This is a genomic window from Streptomyces sp. NPDC086554 (assembly GCF_040686095.1).
Taxonomy (GTDB): Bacteria; Actinomycetota; Actinomycetes; order Streptomycetales; family Streptomycetaceae; genus Streptomyces.
Window position 1 is genome coordinate 1 of record NZ_JBFBJK010000033.1, and the last position, 15,642, is coordinate 15,642.

The 15,642-nt window shown below is 71.5% G+C and carries 14 protein-coding genes; 3 read left to right on the forward strand and 11 right to left on the reverse strand.

Annotation, left to right across the window (positions count from 1 at the left end; genetic code table 11):
* Nucleotides 1–125 precede the first annotated feature (125 nt).
* From thpD to AB0O76_RS37740, 5 genes are all read right to left on the reverse strand, one after another.
* On the reverse strand, nucleotides 126–1,025 hold the full coding sequence (gene thpD / locus AB0O76_RS37720) for an ectoine hydroxylase (protein WP_360763733.1): 900 nt from the start codon (nucleotides 1,023–1,025) through the stop codon (nucleotides 126–128).
* A 95-nt stretch (nucleotides 1,026–1,120) separates the two neighbouring features.
* Nucleotides 1,121–1,531 carry an ectoine synthase gene (locus tag AB0O76_RS37725; RefSeq protein ID WP_365501162.1) on the reverse strand — a complete coding sequence of 137 codons (411 nt, stop codon included), beginning with the start codon at nucleotides 1,529–1,531 and terminating at the stop codon, nucleotides 1,121–1,123.
* 77 nt (nucleotides 1,532–1,608) lie between these two features.
* Nucleotides 1,609–2,880, reverse strand: a complete 1,272-nt coding sequence (ectB, locus tag AB0O76_RS37730; protein ID WP_365501164.1) for a diaminobutyrate--2-oxoglutarate transaminase — start codon at nucleotides 2,878–2,880, stop codon at nucleotides 1,609–1,611.
* Nucleotides 2,881–2,962: 82 nt separating this feature from the next.
* Nucleotides 2,963–3,544, reverse strand: coding sequence for a diaminobutyrate acetyltransferase (gene ectA, locus AB0O76_RS37735; protein ID WP_365501166.1), 582 nt, complete (start codon nucleotides 3,542–3,544; stop codon nucleotides 2,963–2,965).
* A gap of 458 nt (nucleotides 3,545–4,002) precedes the next feature.
* Nucleotides 4,003–5,118 (reverse strand): aminotransferase class V-fold PLP-dependent enzyme, encoded by a 1,116-nt coding sequence (locus tag AB0O76_RS37740; RefSeq protein WP_365501168.1) that lies wholly within the window; start codon nucleotides 5,116–5,118, stop codon nucleotides 4,003–4,005.
* 76 nt (nucleotides 5,119–5,194) lie between these two features.
* Here AB0O76_RS37740 and AB0O76_RS37745 point away from each other — a divergent pair, with 76 nt between their 5' ends.
* From AB0O76_RS37745 to AB0O76_RS37755, 3 genes are all read left to right on the forward strand, one after another.
* The gene (locus tag AB0O76_RS37745; protein WP_365501170.1) at nucleotides 5,195–6,280 is read left to right on the forward strand and encodes an amidohydrolase family protein; all 1,086 of its coding nucleotides are present in this window, start codon (nucleotides 5,195–5,197) and stop codon (nucleotides 6,278–6,280) included.
* 458 nt (nucleotides 6,281–6,738) lie between these two features.
* A complete protein-coding gene (locus AB0O76_RS37750) occupies nucleotides 6,739–8,136 on the forward strand; it encodes a hypothetical protein (protein ID WP_365501172.1) in 1,398 nt (465 codons plus the stop codon).
* A 57-nt stretch (nucleotides 8,137–8,193) separates the two neighbouring features.
* The gene (locus AB0O76_RS37755) at nucleotides 8,194–8,982 is read left to right on the forward strand and encodes a 2-phosphosulfolactate phosphatase (RefSeq protein WP_365501174.1); all 789 of its coding nucleotides are present in this window, start codon (nucleotides 8,194–8,196) and stop codon (nucleotides 8,980–8,982) included.
* 128 nt (nucleotides 8,983–9,110) lie between these two features.
* On the opposite strand, the gene cobC is transcribed toward AB0O76_RS37755, so the two are convergent.
* From cobC to cobM, 6 genes are read right to left on the reverse strand one after another with little or no spacing between them, the layout of a single operon-like run.
* Nucleotides 9,111–10,196 (reverse strand): Rv2231c family pyridoxal phosphate-dependent protein CobC, encoded by a 1,086-nt coding sequence (gene cobC, locus AB0O76_RS37760; RefSeq protein WP_365501176.1) that lies wholly within the window; start codon nucleotides 10,194–10,196, stop codon nucleotides 9,111–9,113.
* On the reverse strand, nucleotides 10,180–11,124 hold the full coding sequence (locus AB0O76_RS37765; protein ID WP_365501177.1) for a sirohydrochlorin chelatase: 945 nt from the start codon (nucleotides 11,122–11,124) through the stop codon (nucleotides 10,180–10,182). Before AB0O76_RS37765 ends, cobC begins: the two co-directional genes overlap by 17 nt.
* The gene (locus tag AB0O76_RS37770; RefSeq protein ID WP_365501179.1) at nucleotides 11,121–11,762 is read right to left on the reverse strand and encodes a precorrin-8X methylmutase; all 642 of its coding nucleotides are present in this window, start codon (nucleotides 11,760–11,762) and stop codon (nucleotides 11,121–11,123) included. The genes AB0O76_RS37765 and AB0O76_RS37770 overlap by 4 nt, the downstream gene beginning before the upstream one ends.
* A complete protein-coding gene (gene cobJ, locus AB0O76_RS37775) occupies nucleotides 11,759–13,483 on the reverse strand; it encodes a precorrin-3B C(17)-methyltransferase (RefSeq protein WP_365501181.1) in 1,725 nt (574 codons plus the stop codon). The genes AB0O76_RS37770 and cobJ overlap by 4 nt, the downstream gene beginning before the upstream one ends.
* A complete protein-coding gene (gene cbiE / locus AB0O76_RS37780) occupies nucleotides 13,480–14,751 on the reverse strand; it encodes a precorrin-6y C5,15-methyltransferase (decarboxylating) subunit CbiE (protein WP_365501183.1) in 1,272 nt (423 codons plus the stop codon). The genes cobJ and cbiE overlap by 4 nt, the downstream gene beginning before the upstream one ends.
* Nucleotides 14,748–15,572, reverse strand: a complete 825-nt coding sequence (cobM, locus tag AB0O76_RS37785) for a precorrin-4 C(11)-methyltransferase (RefSeq protein WP_365501185.1) — start codon at nucleotides 15,570–15,572, stop codon at nucleotides 14,748–14,750. The genes cbiE and cobM overlap by 4 nt, the downstream gene beginning before the upstream one ends.
* Nucleotides 15,573–15,642 lie beyond the last annotated feature (70 nt).

A 15,642-nucleotide genomic window follows, 5' to 3' on the forward strand; every position in this document is an offset into this window, starting at 1 on the left:
GGACTGTTTCTGGGGGGCCCGGTATTCGGCCTACCCGCCTCCCCCGGGGTTTTACGGGGGGGCCCGCGGGGGGGCCCCGGCGCCCCGCCGGGGGCGGGCCCGCCTCAACTCATTTGTATGGCGGGTTACTTCACCGGAGTGAAGTCCCGGGCCCCGATGTACTCGGGCCGCCGGATCGGCGCCGCGAACGGCTCCACCGCGGTGTTCTCCACACTGTTGAACACGATGAAGACGTTGCTGCGCGGGAACGGCGTGATGTTGTCCCCCGAGCCGTGCATGGCATTGCAGTCGAACCAGGTCGCGGAGCCCGCCTCACCGGTGAAGAGCCGGATGCCGTAGTCCGAGGCGAGGCTGGTCAGCGTCCCGTTCGAGGGAATGCCCGCGTCCTGCATCTGCAGGGACCGCTTGTAGTTGTCCTTCGGTGTGGCGCCCGCACAGCCGAGGAACGTCTTGTGCGACCCCGGCATGATCATGAGGCCGCCGTTGGTGTCGTGATTCTTGGTGAGCGCGATCGAGACCGAGACGGTCCGCATGTTCGCGAGCCCGTCCTCCGCGTGCCAGGTCTCGAAGTCCGAGTGCCAGTAGAAGCCGGACGCTCCGAATCCCGGCTTCACATTGATCCGGGACTGGTGGACGTAGACATCGGAACCCAGGATCTGCCGGGCCCGGCCCACCACCCGCGGGTCGGCGGCGAGCTTCGCGAACAGCTCGCTGATCTTGTGCACCTCGAAGATGGACCGGATCTCCTGGGAACGGGGCTCCACGATGGAGCGCTCGTTCTCCCGCATCGCGGGATCACCGATCAACCGTTCCAGCTCTGCGTGGTAGACGCTCACCTCTTCGGGGGTGATGAGCTGGTCGATCGCCAGGAAACCGTCCCGTTCGAACCCCGCCAGATCGTCGGCCGCGATGGGCCCCGGTGCACCCGGCTCGGACCACACGACGGGGTCCTTGCGCTCTATGAGGACCTCTTCGGCGCCTCGGGTCGGGTACAGATCGGCGGTGCGTTCGGGTGCGGTGGTCATGGTGTTGCCTGCCTCTCCTCTCGTACGGCCCTTTCCGGGATGTACACCCCCGCCGCCCAGAGGAAGGAGGGCGGCGGGGGAGTTCTGGGGGCTGCTCAGACCGCGTCCGGCTCCGGCTCGGTCAGCAGCGGGTACACGCCGTTCTCGTCGTGGTCCTCACGACCCGTGACGGGCGGGTTGAAGACACACAGGCAGTGGAAGTCTTCCTTGATCCGCATGGTGTGCTTCTCGTGCCCGTCCAACAGGTACATGGTCCCCGGCGTGATCGTGTACTTCTCGCCGGTCGTGTCGTCGGTCAGCTCGGCCTCGCCCTTCGTGCACACGACGGCCTCGATGTGGTTGGCGTACCACATCGACGTCTCCGTACCCGCGTACAGGATGGTCTCGTGGAGGGAGAAGCCGACCCGCTCCTTGGCGAGGACGATGCGCTTGCTCTCCCACGTGCCCGACTTGGCCTTGACGTGCCGGTCGGTGCCTTCAATGTCCTTGAACGAACGGACGATCACGGTGAGTTGGTTCCTTTTCTCTTACGGGGGTGAAGACGCGGGCGGCCGGGCCGCGACGGGGCGGCCCGGCGCACCGCTCAGGCGGTCTCGCGCACCGCGCGGGCGAGCGTGCGAAGGCCCTCGTCCAGCTCGTCGGCGGTGATCGTCAGCGCCGGAAGGAGCTTGACGACCTCGCCCTCGGGGCCCGACGTCTCGATGAGCAGGCCGAGTTCGAAGGCCCGCTTGGCGATGGCGCCCGCGCGCTCCTTGTCGAGGAACTCCATGCCCCAGACCAGGCCGCGGCCGCGGTACTCCTTGATCGCGCCGGGGTTCTCCTCGACGATGGCGGCGAACGCCTCCTCGATCTGCTCACCCTTGGCGCGGGTCTGCTTCTCCATCGCCGGGCCGTCGGTCCAGTACGTCTCCAGCGTGGCGGCAGCCGTGACGAACGCCGGGTTGTTGCCGCGGAAGGTGCCGTTGTGCTCGCCCGGCTCCCAGACGTCGAGCTCGGGCTTGAACAGGGTCAGCGCCATCGGCATGCCGTAGCCGCTGATGGACTTGGACACCGTCACGATGTCCGGCACGATGCCCGCCTCCTCGAAGGAGAAGAAGGCACCGGTGCGGCCGCAGCCCATCTGGATGTCGTCGACGATCAGGAGCATGTCCCAGCGCTCGCAGACCTCGGCGAGCTTGCGCAGCCACTCGGCGCGGGCGACGTTGATGCCGCCCTCGCCCTGCACCGTCTCGACGATCACGGCGGCGGGCTGGTTGAGGCCGGAGCCCTGGTCCTCCAGGAGCCGCTCGAACCAGATGAAGTCGGGGGTCTGGCCGTCGAGGTAGTTGTCGAACGGCATCGGCGTGCCGTGCACGAGCGGGATGCCGGCGCCGGCCCGCTTGAAGGCGTTGCCGGTTACGGCGAGCGAGCCGAGCGACATTCCGTGGAAGGCGTTGGTGAACGAGACGATCGACTCACGCCCCTTCACCTTGCGGGCCAGCTTCAGCGCGGACTCGACGGCGTTGGTGCCCGTCGGGCCCGGGAACATGACCTTGTAGGGCAGGTCACGCGGGCGCAGGATGATGTTCTGGAACGACTCGAGGAACGCGCGCTTGGCGGTCGTCGACATGTCGAGACCGTGGACGACGCCGTCGCGCTCCAGGTAGTCGATGAGGGCGCGTTTGAGGACGGGGTTGTTGTGGCCGTAGTTGAGCGAGCCGGCCCCGGCGAAGAAGTCGAGGTACGAGTGGCCGTCCTCGTCGAACATGCGGCTGCCCTGCGCACGGTCGAAGACAGTGGGCCAACCGCGGCAGTAGCTGCGCACCTCCGACTCCAGGGTCTCGAAGACGCTCAGGTCGGGCTGGGTGATGGTCACAGCAGATCTCCTGGGAGATGGAAAGGCGTGGGAGGTGGGGGGAGTTGACTGAAAGCGAGGGGGGACGCGGGCGACCCGGTGGTCAGCCGCGTGGCGTCGGCGAGGCGGGCGCGATCGGCGGTATCGGCTCGATGAGGAACAGGACCTCCGGCTCGTGGCCGCCGTCGGGGAAGAGCCCCGCGTCGAAGAGCACCGTGCGCTCGACGGACGCGCCGTGGCGCTGCGCGTACGAGGTGAAGAGCCGCTCGGACGCGGTGTTGTCCGGCGTGATGGTCGTCTCGACCGAGACCAGCTCGCGGTCGGCGGCGACCTTCGTGGTCAGCCCGTCGAGCAGCGCACCGGCGAGACCTCGGCCACGGTGCGCGTGGTCGACAGCGACTTGCCAGACCACCAGGGTGCGCGGCCGCTCGGGCCGGATGTAGCCGGTGATGAACCCCGCGAGCTGTCCGTCGGCGTCTCTGGCCACGACGGAGGTGGCCGCGAAGTCACGACACCACAGCAGATAGCTGTACGAGGAGTTGAGGTCGAGCACCTTCGAGTCGCGGGCGATCCGCCAGATCGCGGCGCCGTCGGCGACGGCGGGGGTGTCGAGCCGCAACCCCTCGGGCATTTTCAGGGAATTCGCTTGCAGGTCGGTCGGTAGATCGGCTTGTGCAGCGGTCATGCGTATTGAATTTACCGAGCAATTTCTTGGATTGCATCGCGAGGAGGGGTTACGCGAGAGCGCGTCATGTGTTATCACGCGGGGGTGCGCGCCCGCAGGAAGCTCCGGCGTTTTCGCCCATTTTGAGCGGGATGAAAGGTCTATACCGGACTCGATGTGGAGTACGTCACAGACGCGTAACTCCGACGAGACGTGCCCGAATTACGGCGGTTGGCGCTGTCGAAATCTTGGTGTTTAGGTCCCGGGAAAGCGGGCAGAAGAATACGGGAAGCTGCGCTGATAAAGCGGTTAAAGAAGCGATGAGAAGCGGGTGAGGCGCGGGTGAGAATGCGTCCGTGAATTTACGTAGAGTATTTACGGTGCGGACGCTACGTCGACCCCCCTCCCCGAGGAGATCGACGTACTCGTCGTGCCGCGTTGCGCCCGGCTGTTGCCCGCTGCCTCTGCTGTGGGTCGGCTCAGCCCCAGGCGGCCGTCACCGCGCGGCGGGCCGCTTCCAGGTCGACGGCGAGGCCTGCCTCGCTCATGGCCGCGCCCAGCGCCGCCAGCGACGCGTGCACGACGCCACGGGTCGCGTCCGGGCCGTAGTGATTGACCCGGATCATTTCCTTGGCGAGCGCGCCGCCGCCCGCGACCAGTGGAAGCACCGGATCCGCCGCGAGCGCCTTGGCGACGAGCTCCGCCGCGTCGATACCGGAGGGTGCACGCAGGGTGGTGGCGACCGGGGCCGAGTCCTGGGCCTCGTAAACATAAGGCTCCAGGCCCCCACCAAGCGCCAGCGCACCGGCGCGCGTGGCGGCCGCAGCGGTGGCATGCCGCGCCATCAGGGCGTCGAGCCCCTCCGCCTCGATCCGCTCCACGCACGCCTCGAGGGCGAGCATCTCCAACTGGGCGGGCGCGTGAAGGAGCGCCTTCCTGCCGCCGTCGATCCAGCGCTCCTTCCAGTCCAGGAGGGAGAGATACGAGCGGCGCGGCGCCCGAGGATTGGCCGCGAGCCGCGTCCAGGCGCGCTCGCTCACGGAGACCGCCGAGACGCCCGCGGGGCCGCCCATCGCCTTCTGCGCGCCGATCACGCACAGGTCCACGCCCCACGCATCCGGAAGCAGCGGCTCGGCAGCCACCGATGCGACGGCGTCGAGCATGAAGAGAGCGCCGTGCTCGCGTACGACCTCACCGATCGCGGCGACGGGATTGGTGTTGCCCGTCGCGGCCTCCGCGTGCACGAGTGAGACGAAGTCGATCTCGGGGTGCGCGGCGAGCGCCTCACGGACCTGCTCCGCCGTCACGGCGGTGTGGAACGGAACGGCGAGATCGACGACCGTCGCCCCGCAGTCCCGCAGCCAGTTCCCGAAGGTCTGCCCGTACGGCCCGGTGATGATGTTCAGCGCGGTCGTACCCGGCTGAGCCGCGCCCCGGATGCAGCCCTCCAGGGGCAGCAGCGCCTCGCCCTGCATGATCACGACGTCCTGCGAGGTGGAGAGGAGACCGGCGACGCGCTCCTCGATGGAGGCGAAGTGCCGGGCGCTCAAGGGGGCCAGGTCAAGGAATGGGTGCGTCGTCACAGTGCTGCTCACTTCGCTGCTCACTTCGCTCACGAGTTCGTTCGGGCTGCCGGACCGAGCGTACCGACAGGCTCCTAAGCTGCTGTACATGAGCGATCACACGGTGCTGCACGTGAAGGGGCGGGTGCTCGTCGGCCCGGACGAGGTCCGGGACGAGCTGTGGGTCGTGGGGGGCAGGGTGACGTACGACCGCCCGGCGGCGCCCACCACCACGGTGGAGGGCTGGGTCCTCCCCGGCCTGGTCGACGCGCACTGCCACGTGGGCCTCGACGCGCACGGCCCGGTGGAACCGGAGGTGGCGGAGAAGCAGGCGCTGACGGACCGCGAGATCGGCGCTCTCCTCATCCGCGACGCGGGCTCCCCGTCCGACACCCGCTGGATCGACGACCGCGAGGACCTCCCGAAGATCATCCGGGCGGGCCGTCACATCGCGCGCACGCGCCGCTACATCCGTAACTACGCCCACGAGATCGAGCCGTCCGACCTCGTGGCGTACGTCGCCCAGGAGGCCCGCCGCGGCGACGGCTGGGTCAAACTGGTCGGCGACTGGATCGACCGCGAGGCGGGGGACCTGACGGCGTGCTGGCCGCGGGCGGAGGTGGAGGCGGCGATCGCCGAGGCCCACCGGCTCGGGGCGCGGGTGACGGCCCACTGCTTCGCCGAGGATTCCCTGCGGGACCTGGTGGAGGCGGGCATCGACTGCATCGAGCACGCGACGGGCCTGACCGAGGACACGATCCCGCTGTTCGCGGAGAAGGGCGTGGCGATCGTCCCCACGCTGGTGAACATCGCGACGTTCCCGCAGCTCGCGGACGGCGGCGAGTCGAAGTTCCCGCGCTGGTCGCAGCACATGCGGCGGCTGTACGAGCGCCGCTACGACACGGTGCGGGCGGCGTACGACGCCGGGATCCCCGTGTACGCGGGCACGGACGCCGGTGGCTCCCTCGCACACGGCCTCGTGGCCGCGGAGGTGGCCGAGCTGAGGCTCGCGGGCATCCCGGCGGTGGACGCGTTGTCGGCGACGACGTGGGGGGCGAGGGCCTGGCTGGGGCGCCCCGGGCTCGTGGAGGGCGCCCCCGCGGACCTCGTGGTCTACGAGGGGGATCCACGGGAGGACGTGCGGGTGTTGGGGGCGCCGCGGAGGGTTGTGCTGAACGGGAGGGTGGTGGGTTGACATCCTCTGCCCCATGGATGAGGGCAGAATCCCCCTGAACGGGACTTCTCAGCGGCTGGGTGCCCTCGACCGCGCAGTCGCAGCGCACCGCGATATGGCAGGACGCCTCGTGCACGCCTCGGGAAGGACCCGGTAGCCCACGCCGCCGATGCGCTGCCTGGGGTTGGGCATGTTGAGGAAGATGCCGCCGAGGGGCGCGTCCGTCTTCCCGTCGGGGATGCAGTACGTGCCGAACTTTCCCTGTGGCCTCACGTGAAATTCGGCCTGCGCTGAAGTGCTACAGGCGGCGGAACCAGCCGGTGCCACATCACCCTCGTAAGTGAATCTTCAACTAGCTTGCACCGCAGGCGAGTTGGGGCACTCTCAAGGTGACTGCCGGCGTGCGCACATGGCATGATCCGCTTTCGCGTTACCCGCAGGTAACGCCCCCACCCCCCAAATCCAAAGGTCACACCTACGTGCGCACGCTCTCCAGACGCCTCCTGCTCCCCGGCCTGACCGCCCTCGCACTCGCCGCCACCGGCTGTTCCTCGACGCCGGACACGAATGCAGCCGAGCCCGAAAGCAGCAGCACCACCACCACGCCGACGGCTGACGGCACCCGGCGGCTCGACGTGGGCGCCGCGCCGCAGGCGTCGCCCGCGCCGACCGCCGTGGCCCGCGCCCGCACCGGCAAGGGCCGTCCCCAGAAGTCCTCGCTGAAGGTGGCCTCGTACGACAAGACGAGCCAACGGGCCGTCATATCCACGGCCCCGCAGCGGCACACCGCCACGCCGGGCCATTCCCCCGCGCCTGACAAGCCCGTCGCCGTCGGCGACATCATCGCCAGCGCGCCGGCGCACGGCGCTCCCAACGGCCTGCTCGCCAAGGTCACCGAGGTCGTGGGGAAGACCGACCGCGGCACCGAGGTGAAGACGGCCTCCACGACGCTGGCCTCCGTCCTCCAGGACGACAAGGCCGATGGCAAGGTCCCGGTCGACCCGTCGTCGGTCACGGTCGAGCCTCTGGTCAAGGGCGTCAGCTTCTCCTGGGCAAAGAGCCAGGGCGTGCGTTTCGGGCCCAAGGGCGCAAAGCTCCCCCTCGGTAATCTGCGGCTCGACGTGAACGCCTCGGTGGATACCGCCAAGGATGCCCCCGCATCGGCCGGTGCCTCCGTCTCCGGCTTCGTCCAGCTCGCCCCCGAGGTGGAGTTCTCCTACGAGGGCAACAAGGACGGCGGCTTCGCTCCGAGCTCCGCCTTCCTCGGCATGAGCGGTGACTGGTCCTCGCAGTGGGCGCTCAAGGGCCGCGCCGCCGCGAGCACCGGGGAGCCCAAGCGGATCCCGTTCGCCAAACTGCACAGCACCCCCGTCATCCAGGTCGGCCCGGTGCCCGTCGTCGTCAACCTCGACCTGACGTGCTACATCCAGGTGGAGGCCGACGGCCACGTCACGCTCGACGTCCAGCAGGACGTCAAGGGCGACTTCCGGGTCGGCGGCAGTTACGCCTCGGGCAAGGGCTGGGCCCCGGTCAGTACGTCGGCCGTGCACAGCACCCCGGTGAACGCGAGCGTCACCGCCGCCGGGCGCGTCAAGGGCGCTCTCGGCGCGGAGGCCTCCGTCGGCCTGTACGGGGCCGTGGGTGTCACCGCCGACTTCGCCCCGTATCTACGCGGCGAGGCCGACGCCGAGGCGACCGCGTCCAGCGACGGCAAGACCTCGGCAACCGGCGCCTGGGCGCTGTACGGCGGCTTCGACCTGAGCGGCCAACTCCACTTCCAGCTCTCCCTGTTCGGTACGCCGGTCATCGAGCGCCGCATCCCGCTGGGTACCCTCAACCGCGAGTGGCGCCTCGCGAGCGGGCACTCCGGGCGATAGCCGAGCCAGCAGCCTGTCGCGTCACGCGTGCGGTCAACTCGCAGCCGGAGGAGTCGTATGCCCCGCAATGTCGCCCTGATCACCGCCGACTGGTGGACCCAGGCCGGGTACGGGGTGCGGTTCGAGTGGGGGCCCGAAGGGGCGCGGCGACTGATGGCGGGCGGGGATGTGGCGTGCCTGGTCGTAGTGGACGTGCTGTCGTTCACGACCGCGGTGTCGGTCGCGGTGGACGCCGGGACACAGGTCTTCCCGTACGCGTGGCGGGACGAGAGCGCGGTGGTGTACGCGGCGGACCGGGGCGCCGTGCTTGCGGTGGGACGGCGCGCGGTGACGCCCGATACGCCGTGGTCGCTCTCCCCCGCCGCGCTGCGCCGGGCACCCTTCGCGTCCCGCCTGGTGCTGCCCTCGCCCAATGGGTCCGCGATCGCGGCGGCGGCGTCGGAGGCGGGCGGGGTGGTGGTCGCCGGATGCCTCAGGAACGCGGCGGCGGTGGGCGGTTGGCTGGCCCGGGAGGGCTTCGGTACCACTGACCGGCCGGTCGCGGTGGTCGCCTCCGGTGAGCGGTGGGAGGACGGGAGCCTGCGGCCCGCGCTGGAGGACGCGCTGGGGGCGGGGGCGGTGATCTCCGCTCTGGGCGGGGGGCGGCTGTCGCCGGAGGCGGAGGTGGCGGCGGGCGGGTATGCGTCGTGCGGGGACGTCGCGGTGGCGGTGGCGGAGTGTGCGTCGGGGCGGGAGCTGGCGGCGGGCGGCTTCGCCGGGGATGTGGCGGTGGCGGTGGAACGGGATGCGTCGAGGGTGGTGCCGGTGCTGGTGGACGGCGCCTTCTCTTCCCCGCTGTGTCCATGAGGGCGCTCCGCGCGCGGGCGCCCCTTCCCGAAATCTTCTGGCTTCGCCGGGCTCGAAGACCACCGAATGGGTGGCGGGCAACTGCGGGGTAATCGGGAAGGGGGGTGCCCACCCTGCCCCGCTGCCACCTACAGCATCGCCCCCAGCGCCCCCAGGAACCGATCCGTCGTCTCCCGGTCGCGGACCGCGACCCGCAGCCACTCCGGGCCCAGGCCGGGGAACGTATCGCCCCGCCGCACGGCGAAGCCCCGTTCCCGCAGGCGTTCGCGGAGGGGGAGGGCCTCCGGGGCCCTCAGGAGGATGAAGGGGGCCTCCGCCGCAGGGGGCACCCGGATCCCCGCGGGGGCGAACTCCGCGAGGCCGGCCAGGAGATGGGCGCGGTCCGTGGCGATCTGTTCCGCCGCCACCAGCGCCTCCGCCAGCGCCCGAGGCCGCACACACGCCTCCGCCGCCGCCAGCGCGGGGGAGGAGACGGGCCACAGCGGCTGCGCCCCGGACAGGGCCTCGATCGTCTCCGGGTCGGCGAGGACGTAACCGATCCGCAGGCCCGCGAGGCCCCACGTCTTGGTGAGGCTTCGCAGGACCACCAGGCCCGGCACGTCCGTGCGGCCCGCCAAGGCTTCCCGCTCGCCCGGCACCGCGTCCATGAACGCCTCGTCCACCACCAACACCCGCCCAGGGCGGGCGAGTTCGGCGATGGATGCGGCCGGGTGCAGCACCGACGTCGGGTTGGTCGGGTTGCCGATCACCACCAGATCGGCCGACTCCGGCACCGCGGCCGGGGTCAGCCGGAACCCTTCGGACTCCCGCAGCAGCACCCGACCCACCACATGCCCCGCATCCCGCAGCGCGGCCTCGGGTTCGGTGAACTGCGGGTGCACGACCACCGGCTGACGGATCTTCAGGGCCCGGGCGAGCAGCACGAACGCCTCCGCCGCGCCCGATGTGAGGAGCACCCGGTCCGGCGGGACGCCGTGCCGCGCCGCCACCGCGGCCCGCGCCGCCCGGCCGTCCGGATACGCGGCCAGGCCGTCGAGCGAGGCGGCGATGTGCCGCTTCAGCCAGTCGGGCGGGGTGTTCGCGCGGACGTTGACCGCCAGATCGGTGAGGCCGACGGCGCCCCGGACCTCGGCATCCCCGTGATGCCGCAGGTCCGGTTCGCCGTCGTACCCGGTCTCTTCGCCGTCGTACCCGGTCTCAGTGGGAGTGCGCATGGGATCCGTGGTGGTGACCGTGTCCGTGCCCATGGCCGTGCCCGTGCCCGTGGTCCCCGTCGTCGTCCGGGTGGAAGTGCGGCTGCTGCGGCAGACCCACCTTGTCCTCGAAGCCGGGCAGCGCGATGCGGTAGACGCAGGAGTCGCAGTTCATCCGCAGATCGCCCTGCACCGCCTCCCGGTAGCGCTCCATGACGAGGTCGAGCAACTCCTCCTCGGGGCCGATCACATCCGCCGAGCGCACCTCGATCTCGGGGTGTGCCGCCGCCCAGCCGTCCGTCTGCTGACGGACCCGGTCCGGCAGGATGCCGGTGAAGAGGAAGTAGGGGAGGACCACGACCCGCTTCGCACCCAGGCGTACGCAGCGGTCGAGGCCCGACGGCACGTCCGGCGCCGCGAGCGACACGAACGCCGTCTCCACGCCCGCGTAACCGCGCCCCTCCCACAGCAGCCGCGCCGCCTTGTGCACCTCGGCGTTGGCGTCCGGATCGGTCGAACCGCGGCCGACAAGCAGCACCGTCACGTCCGCGCGGTCCTCGGGCGTGCGCGCCGCGCCGCCGAGCGCCTCGTCCAGGCGGCGCTCCAGGACCTTCAGGAGCGAGGGGTGCGGGCCGAGCGGGCGGCCGTACGTGTAGGAGATGCCGGGGTGGCGCTCCTTCTCGCGGGTGAGCGCCGCGGGGATGTCACCCTTGGCGTGCCCGGCCGACACCAGCATCAGCGGGACGGCGGCGAAGCGTTTGACGCCCCGCTCCACCAGGTCGGTGACCGCGTCGCCCAGCGGCGGCGGCGACAGCTCGATGAAGCCGCCGGCGACCGGGAGTTCGGGGTTGCGGCGGGCGAGTTCCTGCACGAAGTCCCGGAACGCTGCGGCCCCGGCCTCGTCGCGGGTGCCGTGGCCGGCGATGAGCAGTGCGGGCGGGGTGGTCACTGGGACTCCTTGGTTGTTGCGGGTGTTTCGTTCGACGCCGACCTCGACTTCGACTTCGACTTCGGCGACGGCGCGGGGTGGTACAGGAGCGCGTTCAGCGCGGCCGCCGCCACCGCCGAACCGCCCTTCTCCGACACGTTGCTGACGGCGGGAAGGCCGCTCTCGCGCAGCGCTGCCTTGGACTCGGCGGCGCCGACGAAGCCGACGGGCAGGCCGATCACCAGGGCGGGCGCCGCGTCGAGCACGAGCAGCTCCTCCAGGGCGGTCGGCGCGCAGCCGATCACCCAGATCGCTCCGGGGCCCACCTGCTCGTACGCGAGACGGATCGCGTGGGCCGAACGGGTAAGCCCGGACGACGACTTGGCGTCCTTGAGACGGCAGACCGTCTCGCGCTTCGTGATGCCCGCCGCGACCATCTCCACGTCGGCGACGACGGGCGCGCCCGCGTGCAGCGCCGCGTGGGCCGCCACGAGGGTGTCCTCGTCGGTGACGAGGTCCGTCGCGTACTCCAGGTCGGCGGCGGAGTGGATGACCCGTTCCACGACCGCCCGGGTCAGCGGCGCGAAGTGCGAGGTGTCGAGGCGGGCCCTGAGCCGCCGGAACGACTCCTGCTCGATGGGGTGGACGACACGGGTCACTTGGACACCTCCGAAGGGTCCGTGTGCTGCCAGCGGTAGCCGCGCGGTGTCACCATGCGGCCCGCGATCTCACGGGTCGCGGTGTTGCCGACCGTCACGACCGTCATCATGTCGACCGTCGCCGGGTCGAGTTCGCCGATCGTGCTCAGGCGTGCGGACTCGTCCGGGCGGGATGCGTTGCGTACGACACCGACCGGCGTCGTCGGCTCCCGGTGCTCGGCGAGGATCGACAGGGCCTTCGGCAGTTGCCAGTCGCGGCCCCGGCTGCGCGGGTTGTAGAAGGTGACGATGATGTCCGCCTCGGCCGCCGCGCGCACCCGGCGCTCGATGACCTCCCACGGCGTGTGCAGGTCGGAGAGGCTGATGGACACGTGGTCGTGGCCGAGCGGTGCGCCAAGGATCGCCGCCGCCGCGAGCGCGGCCGTCACACCGGGTACGCCGATGACGTCGATGTCGTCGCTCGCCTCGGCGAGGGCGGGCGATGCCATGGCGTACACGCCCGCGTCGCCCGAACCGATCAGCGCGACAGCCTGCCCCTTCTGCGCCTCCGCGACAGCGGTACGCGCCCGCTCCTCCTCGGCGCCGAGGCCCGACTCGATGACCTTCGTGCCGGGGCGAAGGAGGTCCCGGATCTGGTCGACGTACTGGTCGAGACCGACCAGGACCGAGGCCCTGCGCAGCTCTTCGCGGGCGCGCGGCGTCAGCAGATCCCGCGCGCCGGGACCGAGTCCGACGACCGCGAGCCGCCCGCGCGGCGCCCGCCGCACGACGGCGCAGGTGGCCATGGGCGCACGGCCCTCGGGCGCCGACTTCCGCTTGGGCACGAGGAGTTCACCGCCACCGCGCAGCGCGGCGGCCTCCGCGACGGAGGGCGTACCGACGGCGGCGAGCGGCGCGTCGGAGGGGTTCGGCACGTCGACCGCGGCCAGCTCGTCGGCCGCGTACGTCACGACCGGCACGCCGAGCCGCGCGGCGGCCTCGACGATGCCGGGTTCATCGGCCTTCGCGTCGACGGTGGCCAGTGAGGCGACGGAGGCGGGGGAGAGCCCCGCGTCCCGCAGGGTGTCCTGGATGAGCCCGAGGACTTCTTCGGCGGGCGCGCCCTTGCTGGCGCCGACGCCCACGACGAGGGAGGGCGGCCGCAACACGACTTCGCCCTCGGCGAGTTCGAGTACCCGGTCGGTGATCCGGACGGCAGGCAGCTCCCGCTGCTCCCGCTGCTCCCGTGTGACGTTGGGAGGCAGCGCCGGCAACGGATAGTTCAACTCCGCGTCCAGGGCGACGGGTTCCCCGTCCAGAATGCTCCGGGTGACCCCCGCGACATCCCCCTCGACCGGCAGCCCCAGCATGTCGAGACCCGGCACATCCACCGCGTCGGTGGCCGTGGTCACAACAGGCAAGGCCCCCAGAACATCCCCCACCTCGTGGGCAAGGGCATTCGCACCCCCCTCATGCCCGCCCAGCAGGGCAACAGCAAAACGCCCGGCCTCATCGACGCACACGACCCCGGGGTCGACATCCTTGCCCTGGAGCAGCGGCGCGCAGAGCCGAACCACGGCGCCCGCGGCGAGAAAGCACACCACCTGCTCGCACTCCGCGAAGGCCCGCTCCACGGCGCCCCGCACGGGCCCCTCGTACACCCGCGTCCGCGAGGGCCACGCCGCGGCGAGACGGTCGCGTGCCGCGCCGCCCGCCGCCGTGGCGGAGATCAGGCCGATCACTGAACTACTCCTTCAGACAGCGGAGATGAGGGGCGGGTGCCCCACACCAGAAAGACCGGATTGGTCGCCGCGAGCCGCGACACCTCACCCGGCAGCGGCGCAAGACGCGACGACTGCAGCAGTACGCCGTCGCAGTCGAACCCGGCACCGCTCAGCGCGGCCCGCACCGCGGGCACCCGGTCGAGCGCCGCCATGGCGACGACGACGGACCGCCGGGCCCGCCGTGCGCACGCCGTCACGATGGCGGGCAGCTCGCGCCCGCCGCCGCCGATGAACACCGCGTCCGGGTCCGCGAGATCGGAGAGCACGGTGGGCGCCGCACCGTGCACAGCCCGCACGTCGACGCCGTGCGCCGCGGCGTTGGCGCGGATGCGCTCGATGCCGTCGGCGGTCTTCTCCACGGCCACGACGGCCGCGCCGAACCGCGCGCACTCCACGGCGACCGAGCCGGAGCCCGCGCCGATGTCCCACACCAGGTCGCCGAGGCGCGGTCCGAGCCGGGCGAGGGCGAGCGCGCGCACCTCGAACTTGCTGATCATCGAGTCGCGGTGGGTGAACTCGTCCTCGTCCAGGGCCCATTGGGACGGCCCCTGCCGGGGGCCTGCGACGGTGCGCAGCGGTGCAAGAGCGCGCTCTTCGTTCAGGCAGAGCACGACGCTCACCGAGGGCCCCCAGTCGCGGGCCGCGGCCTCGGTCGGCGTGACCCGTTCGACGCGCTCGTGCTCCGGGTCGCCCAGGGCGCTCGCCACGACGAGGGTGCGGGCGTCGGCGCGCCGTACCAGCTCGGCGCCGAGCTCGGCGGGGCCGCTGCCGGGGCCGGTCAGGATGGCCACCTTGGGGTGTGCGCGGCAGGCGTTCGCCGCGGTGCGCAGATCGCGCCCGTGCGCGCTCACCACGACCGCGTCGTCCCACGGGAGCCCGATCCGCGCGAAGGCGGTCGCGACGGACGAGACGCCGGGCCGGATGGCGAGCTCGGCGGGGCCGAACCGCTCGGCGAGCGCCCGCACGATCCCGAAGAACCCGGGGTCCCCGGAGGCGAGCACCACGACGCCGCTGCCCTCCGTCGCCCCGTCGGCCTTCGCCAGCTGCTTCTCGATGGCGTCGAGGGCGGGGGCGAGCGGCCCCATCACCACCCGGGCCGTCCCCGGCGGCAGCCCCGCGGACTCGATGTGCCGCCGGGCGCCCACGACGAGCCCCGCCGCACGCACCGCATCAAGCGCGGCGGCGTCGAGCGGCGCCCCCGTCCCCGTACCGACGACGGTGATCACGATTTCGCCCTCTCCGCGCGCAGAGCGGCCCGCGCCTCGGGGTCGGCCTTGCGGAAGCCGTGGAAGTGGCCCGGGTGGTAGAGGTGCGAGCGGGTGCCGTGCGCGGCGAGGGCCGGGCCGACCAGGAACAGCGTGTGCTTCCACAGGCGGTGTTCCTTGACGGTCTCCTCAAGGGTCTCGATGGTGCAGTTGAGCACCAACTCCTCGGGCCACGTCGCCTGGTACGCGATGACGACGGGCGTGGTCGTCGGGTAGCCGCCCTCCAGGAGCTCACGCACCAGCTGGCCGCTGCGTGCCGCCGAGAGGAACAGCGCCATCGTCGTGCCGTGCCGCGCGAACTCCCGCACCTCCTCGCCGGGCGGCATCGGCGTCTTGCCGCCGCCGAGCCGGGTGAGGATCACGGACTGCGCGACCTCGGGGATCGTCAGCTCGCGCTGCGCGATCGCCGCGACCGCCGAGAACGACGAGACGCCCGGCACGATCTCCGTCGCCACGCCGAGCCCGGCGCACCGGTCGACCTGCTCCTGCGTGCCGCCCCACAGGGCAGGGTCGCCGGAGTGGATACGGGCCACCTTCAATCCTTCGGCGGCGGCCCGCTCGTACACGGCGACGACGTCTTCGAGGGACATCGTCGCCGAGTCGAGGATCTCGGCGCCCTCGCGCGCGTGCTCCAGGACCTCCGCCTGCACCAGGCTGGCCGCCCAGATGACGACATCGGCGTCCGCGATGGCCCGTGCGGCACGGAACGTGAGCAGGTCGGCGGCGCCGGGCCCTGCCCCGACAAAGGTCACCTTGCCGGTGGTGGCTTCGGCGTCGGCCATGGGTGGGTTCCTCTCGTACGAAACAGAAACAGTCAAGGGGGTCAATCGGCTAGCAAGGGCGCATGGCTGT